4 protein-coding genes are annotated in these 7,226 nt (G+C 51.0%); 3 read left to right on the top strand and 1 reads right to left on the bottom strand.

Annotated features, from left to right (window positions below; translation table 11 throughout):
* Positions 1 to 850 (bottom strand): AraC family transcriptional regulator (locus C1I60_RS05160; RefSeq protein WP_252361571.1); only part of this gene is annotated, 850 nt, incomplete at its 3' end.
* A 218-nt stretch (positions 851 to 1,068) separates the two neighbouring features.
* Between C1I60_RS05160 and C1I60_RS05165 the strand changes: the two genes are divergently transcribed.
* The 3 genes from C1I60_RS05165 to C1I60_RS25225 all read left to right on the top strand — a co-directional run.
* The gene (locus C1I60_RS05165; protein ID WP_137060776.1) at positions 1,069 to 3,264 is read left to right on the top strand and encodes a glycoside hydrolase family 52 protein; all 2,196 of its coding nucleotides are present in this window, start codon (positions 1,069 to 1,071) and stop codon (positions 3,262 to 3,264) included.
* A gap of 36 nt (positions 3,265 to 3,300) precedes the next feature.
* Positions 3,301 to 5,502, top strand: coding sequence for an alpha-glucuronidase family glycosyl hydrolase (locus C1I60_RS05170; protein ID WP_137060777.1), 2,202 nt, complete (start codon positions 3,301 to 3,303; stop codon positions 5,500 to 5,502).
* A gap of 351 nt (positions 5,503 to 5,853) precedes the next feature.
* Positions 5,854 to 7,226, top strand: a 1,373-nt coding sequence (locus C1I60_RS25225; RefSeq protein WP_252361572.1) for a family 14 glycosylhydrolase, incomplete at its 3' end; no start/stop codon positions are given.

The raw sequence follows: 7,226 nt of genomic DNA on the forward strand, positions 1-7,226 counted from the left end.
TGTTCCCATAGCCGAGCATATCGGTAATTTGCTGCACCGTCCATTGCGGATCCGCCAACAGCAATTTGGCTTCGTGCAGGACAAGACCAGACAGATACACACGGGGAGATACACCGAAGACACTACGGAATACACGATTACAATGGGACACGCTAATACCTAACTCGGATGAAATATCCTCAATCCCATCATGCTTTTCCACAGAATCCATCTGTCCAAAATGCTGATTCACCCTGCCTTGAAGGCGGCTGGCAATCTGATAGGCAAGCTCAGCCTGCACGTATCCGCGCCCCGGCAGATGTGCCGCTTCACTGGACACCGCCTCCCATAACGTAGCAAACAGCTCAAATACGGCAGATTGTATCCGCATACGCTTCGCCACCGAATCCCCTGCTTTTTCTGCATTGGGTGTGGAAAGTTCGAGCAACTTATCCAGCGCGGGTCCTATCTGCCTCGCCACCGCACCTTCGGCTGGAAACAGCACTTGCTCCAGACGACTCAGCAACGAAAGAAACAACTTGTCATCAATGTCGAAATGCATGCAAAAGTACGTAAAGCCCTCGCCGCTGCTGTGGCTGGAGTGAACGATTCCCGGTCGAAGAAGAACCAGATCCCCCTGCCGCTGTGTATAGCTGCGACCCTCCACCACCATCACCTGCTCTCCTGCAAGCACGATATTAATTTCATATTGAGGATGCTCGTGTGGTGGATAGTTCCAGTCCCCTCCGACACTTCGCGTATGAATGGCAAACAGATTGACCGTGGTTCGCACATCGGGAAAAAAGAATTCCTCTCCAGTAGCCGTAAGGTCTGGATGGTCTGGGCGATTCGGTAAACGTGGTGACGACATGTTTCCCCTCCTTGCATACATAGGATTTTACTCCAGTATATCGTTTTCGGCACGATTTGGATAAATTAATGCGCGATTTGACAATGGTTACTCGGAGCGTAGCATGCTAGGCTCTATATGAGATCCAGTGAGTATAATATATGTCGGATATAGGATCATGCTGCAAAATACTTTTGTGTATGGAAGTCACTCTTTATGTTGAAAGGGGTTTCATTATCATGACGGAAAATATATTTTATAACACGCAACACTCACCTATCGGGGCCTTCTCCAGCTTTACGCTCGGGTTCAAAGGTAATCGGGGTGGACTTGGCTTGGAGTTGGGCAAGCCAGCAGATGAAAATGTATATATCGGGCTGCAATCCAGAGACGGTGAGGTATATGAGGCGCTTCCCTTTTTTGCAGCCGCACAGGACGAAAGCGCCCGATACGATGTGGAGAAAAAGGATAAACGAACGGAGCCACAGCTCGTTCCCTTTGCCGATCAAGACATTACCCGTGAGCTAAAAGTGGGATCGGATACATGGAGCGCTGGAGATTTGACGTTCCGGCTGTATTCTCCTGTCCGTCCGGTGCCAGAGCCGGGGAAAGCGGATGTGGATGAACTGCGGGCAGCGCTGGTTCCAGCGGTATTTGCCGAGCTTACGGTCGATAATACGCAGGGAACGGCTGTGCGGAGAGCTTTTTTCGGCTATCAGGGCAGTGATCCGTACAGCGGGATACGCATTGTTGGAGAAGACCCACGCAGGGACGCTGTGGATTCTCCCCAATCGCAAAGACTCACGGGCGTTGGCCAAGGGCGCAGCACAGCTATTGTGACCAATAGCAGCGAAGCGATACCTGCAACTGGATTTACAATGGAGAGCCTGCTCGGGGAGAACATGGATGAGAATTTATCCTTTGGCCTGGGCGTGACGGGTGCGCTCCTCATGGACGTTCCCGCAGGCGAAAAGCGCACGTATTCCTTCGCCATATGCTTCTATCGCGGCGGCATCGTTACTACAGGTATCGACACAGCGTATTACTACACCCGGCTGTTCACGAATATTGAAGACGTGGCGGGCTATGCTTTGGAGCATTTTACAGACCTGACCGCAGCCTGTATCCAGGCGAATCACTGGATGGAGTCGGCAGGCTTGAGCCAGAATCAGGAATTTATGCTCGTGCAGGCGATTCACAGCTATTACGGCAGCACCCAGTTGCTCAGTCAGCAAGCGGATGGAGAACCGATCTGGATCGTTAACGAAGGCGAATATCGGATGATGAATACGCTGGATTTGACGGCGGATCAGCTTTACTTTGAGTTGACTTTGAACCCATGGACGGTACGCAACGAGCTGGAGTGGTTCGTCAAACGGTACAGCTACCGGGATGAGGTACGGTTTCCGGCAGACGAACAGACCTATCCTGGCGGCATTACGTTCACGCATGATATGGGCGTGGCAAATGTGTTCTCACGTCCGGGATATTCCTGTTATGAGCTGGCAGGGATTGACGGCTGCTTCTCTTATATGAGCCATGAAGAGCTGGTGAACTGGCTATGCTGCGCCACGGTATATATCGAACAGACACAGGATCGGTCATTTACCGCGCGTATGCTGCCTATCTTGCGTGAATGCTTCGCCAGCATGTTACAGCGGGATCATCCAGACCCGGCGCAACGAAACGGCTTAATGGGCCTGGACAGCTCCAGAACCCTTGGAGGCGCAGAAATTACAACCTACGATAGTCTGGACGTATCCTTGGGACAGTCCCGCAACAACATCTATTTGGGCAGCAAATGCTGGGCCGTATATATTGCGCTGGAAAAGCTATTTGCCTCAGAAGGGCTGGATTCCCTTTCACAGGAAGCAGCCTTACAGGCAGACAAATGCGCAGCAGCGATCACAGCGCAAATGACAGACAAGGGCTATATTCCTGCGGTCATTCAGGAGGGCAATGATTCACAGATTATCCCCGCTATTGAGGGGCTGATCTTCCCTTACTTCACAGGCTGCGAAGAAGCACTTCAACTCAATGGGCGATTTGGCGGATATATACAAGCACTTCGACGCCATTTGGAAACGGTGCTGGCACCGGGAGTGTGCCTATTCGAAGATGGAGGCTGGAAGCTGTCCTCGACTAGTAACAATTCCTGGCTGAGTAAAATCTACCTGTCCCAGTTCATTGCTCGCGAGCTACTGGAGCTGCCTTGGGAGGAAGCAGGGCAGGCTGCGGATGCTGCCCATGTCTCATGGCTCCTGCACTCCGAGGAATCCTATTGGTGCTGGAGCGACCAAATACTCTCCGGTATTGCCCACGGCAGCAAATATTACCCGCGAGGAGTTACCGCTATTTTGTGGCTATACGAAGGTAAAGGCAACCGTCTGGTTCTTCCCCGGCACATGAGTCAGGATCAGGAGCAGCATGCCTGACACTAACCTTCACCTGCCCAAAAGGAGGCCCCTAATATGAGCAAGCGTATCGACATGCAAAGAGAGAGCGGCTATGACGCTTGGCTGGATTATCACCGCAATCGTAAGGTGGAGAGCATGCCCGCTTGGTGCAAGGCCATCGTAGTTCAAGAGGCAGATGAAGTACTTCAAACGGCTGCGAGCGAGCTTCAACACGGACTGACCTCCATGTTCGGACAGCAGCCGAAGATGAGTACCGTTCCTGTGAGTGCGCCATTCATTGCTTTGGGTACATTCCAAGAGCATCCATGGGTTGCAGAACAATTTAACGCAGAGGAACGGGCAGAGGTGAGCACAGAAGGCTACCGAATTCGCGGTATAGGGAATCCAAACCCGGTACATTCAGCTTCGTATGATCACGATAATGAGACCATAAAGAGGGCGTACGTCACGATCGCAGGGCAGACCACCAAAGGCGTATTATACGGGGTTTTTCATCTGCTGCGCTGGCTGCAAGGAGGACTGGATGGCAAGCTGAAGCCCAGCATTGAATCCTTGCACGCTCCCATTCTGGATGTAGTGTCTAATCCGGCTAATCCCATCCGCATGATCAACCACTGGGATAATATGGACGGTAGTGTGGAACGCGGGTATGCGGGAGCATCCATTTTCTACGAAAATAACGCCTTTACCACAAATATGGACCGTCTTCGAGACTACGCTCGTCTACTTGCCTCTGTTGGCATTCAGGCCCTATCCATTAACAATGTGAATGTTCATCACGTAGAAACAGAGCTGATTACAGACACATTTCTACCGGATGTGGCCAAAGTGGCTGCGGTGTTTCGCGCCTATGGCATCCAAATTTATTTGAGCATTAATTATGCCAGCCCTATTCAGCTCGGCGGGTTAACCACCGCCGATCCTCTGAACCCTGGCGTAGCTGAATGGTGGCAGGCCAAAGCCCGGGAAGTTTACGCCGCCGTTCCTGATCTGGGCGGCTTCGTGGTAAAAGCCGATTCCGAGAATCGCCCCGGGCCGTTCAGCTACGGGCGTCATCACGCCGATGGCGCCAATATGCTGGCAGATGCGTTGCAGCCCTACGGCGGACGGGTGATTTGGCGCTGCTTTGTCTATGACTGCAAGCAGGACTGGCGTGACCGCAAGACGGATCGGGCTCGCGCGGCCTTTGACCATTTTAAACCCCTGGATGGGCTGTTCCGGGAAAATGTCATTTTACAGATTAAAAATGGTCCCATGGATTTTCAGGTGCGGGAGCCTGTCTCCCCCTTGTTTGGCGCGCTGGAAGCTACCCAGGTGTTGCTGGAATTTCAAATTGCACAGGAGTACACGGGACAGCAGCGGCATTTGTGTTATCTTGTTCCGCAATGGAAGGAGATACTGGATTTTGACACCTACGCACAGGGAAAAGGCTCCACCATCAAGTGCCTCGTAAGTGGCGCTCTGCATAGCAGGAGCAATTCTGCTTCACCTTCCTCCACCAAACACACCAACTATGGGATCGCCGCTGTATCCAATATTGGGGCAGACACCAATTGGACCGGACATTTGCTCGCCCAGTCCAATCTTTACGGCTACGGTCGGTTGGCATGGGACCCGGAGCTATCCGCAGACGAAATCGCTGATGAGTGGGTTCGGCTGACGTTTAGCGGACAAGGAAAGCGTGACAGCGGTACAGATTTCATTCCTGCTATTAAGCAAATGCTGCTCGATTCATGGAATATTTACGAGTCCTACACCGCCCCGCTTGGGATCGGCTGGATGGTCAGCCCTGGCCACCACTATGGGCCGGATGTAGACGGCTACGAATATTCGATGTGGGGGACCTATCATTTTGCCGATTGTCGGGGAATCGGTGTAGACCGCACAACTGCAACCGGAACGGGCTATGCCGGACAATATTTTTCTCCCCAGGCGGATATCTATGAATCCATCGATACCTGCCCGGATGAGCTGCTATTGTTTTTTCATCATGTTCCTTATACGCACGTGCTCCAATCTGGTCAAACCGTCATTCAACACATTTATGATACACATTTTGATGGTGCGGAACGTGCGGTCGGCCTTAGAGACACATGGATTAGTCTGCGGGATCATCTGGATGAAGCGATCTATGAACAGGTGCTGGAGCGTCTGGAGCATCAGGTTGAGCACGCTCAGGAATGGCGCGATCGGATCAATACGTATTTTTACCGCAAAAGTGGCATTGCCGACCAGAAAATTCGCCCTATTTTTTAAGCAAGTAACCCCGTGCAATACTGCTTAGTGGTTGCGCAGACTACTACACCCTCAAACGTTCCTGATTCTGTATGGAAAGTCGTCTCCAATCTATCTTGTACAGTACAAAAAGGCATGCGTCTGCTTTTCAGACCTATGCCTTTTTTGAGGATTAAACGGGCTTGGAATCATTTGCAGCAGCAGTTGGTCGTCTGTTCCTATCAAGGTGTCACTAGCGAAATAGTCATATTTCTCCCCCCCGAGTGTGCAATAAATTCTTCTTTTTTATGCAACCGCTTGCTTTATAATCATTTTTGTAAACGTTTACAGAATGTTGTCGAAATAGACTATGCTTTGGGGAGGATGATCGATTTGACCGTGTATCGAAGTCTATGGAACAAAGGGTGCCTGATTCTGCTAAGCCTTGTGCTGTCTCTAACCGCCTTCATTGGTTCACCTTCCAATATGGCAAGCGCTGCGGTTGCTGACGATTTTCAGGCTTCCGTCATGGGGCCGCTGGCGAAAATCAATGACTGGGGCGCATTCAAAAAGCAACTGCAAACGCTGAAAAGCAACGGCGTGTATGCCATCACCACCGATGTCTGGTGGGGATATGTGGAAAGCGCAGGAGATAACCAATTTGATTGGAGCTATTACAAGACCTATGCAGACGCTGTGAAAGAGGCAGGTCTGAATTGGGTTCCTATTATTTCTACGCATAAGTGTGGGGGAAATGTGGGGGATGACTGCAACATCCCACTGCCAAGCTGGCTATCGAGCAAGGGCAGTGCAGATGAAATGCAGTTCAAGGACGAAAGCGGCTATGCCAATAACGAAGCCCTCTCTCCATTATGGAGCGGGACTGGTAAACAATATGACGAGTTGTATGCCTCATTTGCTCAAACCTTTGCTAGCTACAAAAGCATCATTCCTAAAATTTATTTAAGCGGTGGTCCCTCTGGAGAATTGCGATATCCTTCATACTATCCGGCAGCGGGATGGAGTTATCCTGCACGGGGCAAATTCCAAGCCTACACTGAAACAGCTAAAAATGCGTTCCGCACGGCCATGAATGAAAAGTATGGATCAATGGACAAGATTAATGCAGCCTGGGGTACCAAGCTGAGTAGCCTCAGCCAAATCAATCCGCCGACCGACGGGGACGGATTTTACACGAACGGCGGGTATAATTCCACGTATGGTAAGGATTTCTTGTCGTGGTACCAGAGCGTGCTTGAAAATCATCTGGGCGTCATCGGAGCAGCTGCCCACAAAAACTTTGATTCTGTGTTCGGTGTCCGTATCGGAGCCAAGATTTCCGGCCTGCATTGGCAGATGAACAACCCTGCAATGCCTCACAGCACGGAGCATGCAGGTGGATATTATGATTACAATCGTCTCATACAAAAGTTCAAGGATGCCGATCTGGATTTGACCTTTACTGCACTGGAGATGAACGACAGTGGCTCAGCACCAAATTATTCCTTGCCGTCCACACTGGTAGATACCGTCTCCTCGATCGCAAATGCGAAGGGTGTTCGCCTGAATGGTGAAAATGCACTCCCAACAGGCGGCAGCGGATTCCAAAAAATCGAAGAAAAAATCACAAAGTTCGGTTATCACGGCTTTACACTTTTACGCCTCAACAATCTCGTCAACAACGACGGCTCACCAACCGGTGAGATGAGTGGATTCAAACAGTATATCGTAAACAAGGCCAAGCCTGGCGATAACGGCGGCACCAA

This window comes from Paenibacillus terrae (genome assembly GCF_005217525.1).
Classification (GTDB): Bacteria; Bacillota; Bacilli; order Paenibacillales; family Paenibacillaceae; genus Paenibacillus; species Paenibacillus terrae_C.

What these genes read in the sequence shown, in the direction of transcription:
- C1I60_RS05170 (WP_137060777.1), top strand. Translation starts at nt 3,301, where the DNA reads ATGAGCAAGCGTATCGACATGCAAAGAGAGAGCGGCTATGACGCTTGG.
- C1I60_RS05165 (WP_137060776.1), top strand. Translation starts at nt 1,069, where the DNA reads ATGACGGAAAATATATTTTATAACACGCAACACTCACCTATCGGGGCC.